Genomic DNA, 547 nt, shown 5'->3' with positions numbered 1-547 from the left:
TGTCGCAGATTGATTTTTCTGCTGCAGCGGATGAAACGACGCTCACCAATGCACTGAACTACGATGGGAGCACTCAGATCTGGGAGGGCGGCCGTGAGGACGTCTTTGCCGTGCGTGCCACGACCGATTTGCATATTGAGCAGGCGGGAAGTTACACGTTCTATTTGCTATCGGATGACGGTTCCAGCCTGCGGCTCAATGGTCAGGACCTGATCGACAACGACGGGCTGCATGCGACTGAGCTACAGACCGCCACGATCGAGCTGTCGGCGGGCACCCATAGCCTTGAGGCGCTCTACTTCGAGGCCTATGGCGATGCGACCCTGATGCTCGAGTGGGCTGGCCCCGATACTGGTGGTAACCGCGTCCTGCTGACCGGGGATCATGTGGCAAGCCCTGGCGACGGAACCCCGCCCCCTGTCGATGAGACACCCGTTGACGAGACGCCTGTCGATGAGACGCCGGTGAACGAAGATCCCGTTGAGGATGATCCTGTTGATCCGACACCAGGTGATCCGACACCAGGTGATCAGGATGACAACTCGGA

Annotated in this window: 1 protein-coding gene; it reads left to right on the top strand. The window is 59.2% G+C overall.

From position 1 onward, the window contains the following. A partial coding sequence (locus tag ACR0A1_RS20515; protein WP_480869048.1) for a PA14 domain-containing protein occupies positions 1-547 on the top strand: 547 nt, incomplete at both ends.

The organism is Ruegeria sp. D6 (assembly GCF_056534365.1).
This window is presented reverse-complemented; position numbering and strand designations above follow the sequence as displayed.